Raw genomic sequence first — 1,028 nt, 5'->3', positions numbered from 1 at the left:
CAGTCGTCGCGGCATTGATGCGCCGGGTGCGGTCGAGCTGCGGGATGAGTTGGTGGCGGCTGGTGTGCGGGTGACGGTGGCCGCGTGTGACGTGGCCGAGCGTGCCGCTGTTGCGGGGTTGTTGGCGGAGTATCCGGTGGATGCGGTGGTGCATGCGGCGGGTGTGCTGGACGACGGTGTGATCGACGCGCTGACTGCGGAGCGGTTCGAAGGGGTGTTGCGGACCAAGGCGCTCGGTGCCGTGCACCTGGACGAACTCACCCGTGACCGCGCCCTGGACGCCTTCGTCCTCTTCTCGTCGGTCGCCGGCACACTCGGCACCTCCGGCCAGGGCAATTACGCCGCCGCGAACGCCTATCTGGACGCGCTTGCCGAGCGTCGCCGGGCGCAGGGGTTGCCCGCGACCTCGATCGCGTGGGGCCCGTGGGCCGACGGCGGCATGGCCGACGAAGAGGTCGTGGCCTGGCGCATGCACCGCGGCGGTGTGCTGCCGCTGCAACCCGCCCTCGGTGTCCTGGCGCTGCAACGCGCGGTCGGCGCCTCCCGACCGGCCGTCATGGTCGCGGACATCCACTGGGGCGAGTACGCCCCGCCGTTCACCATGACCCGCCCGAGTCCGCTCATCGAGGCGCTCCCCGAGGCACGCGCGGCCGTGGAGGGCGCCGGAGCGGCGTCCGAGCGGTTCGGTCGCGGCGACGGCTCCGGCCTGCGCGACCAGCTCACCGGGCTCACTCCCGCCGAACAGGAGCGTGTCCTGCTCGAGGTGGTCCGTCTGTGTGCCGCCGGCGTGCTGGGCTACTCGGGCGCCTCTGCCGTTCCCGCCGAACGGGCCTTCCGCGACCTGGGCGTCGACTCCCTCACCGCGGTCGAACTGCGCGGCACCCTCGCCATGGCGACCGGCGTCCCGCTCGCCGCCAGCGTCGTGTTCGACTATCCGACTCCCGTGGCGCTGGCGCGCTATCTGCGGGTGCAGCTGCTGGGTGACCTGGTCGAGGAGGAGGAGCCCTCGGCGCTGGAGGCCGTCAGTA

Annotated in this window: 1 protein-coding gene; it reads left to right on the top strand. The window is 72.6% G+C overall.

Features of this window, described 5'->3' with window-relative positions:
- Positions 1-52: 52 nt before the first annotated feature.
- Positions 53-1,028: beta-ketoacyl reductase (locus tag AQJ66_RS35045; protein ID WP_244163027.1), on the top strand; the 976-nt coding region annotated here is incomplete at its 3' end.

The sequence above is a fragment of the Streptomyces bungoensis genome, assembly GCF_001514215.1.
Classification (GTDB): Bacteria; Actinomycetota; Actinomycetes; order Streptomycetales; family Streptomycetaceae; genus Streptomyces; species Streptomyces bungoensis.
Note: the sequence above shows the minus strand (reverse complement) of the source record. Positions and strands in the feature narration are given on the sequence as shown.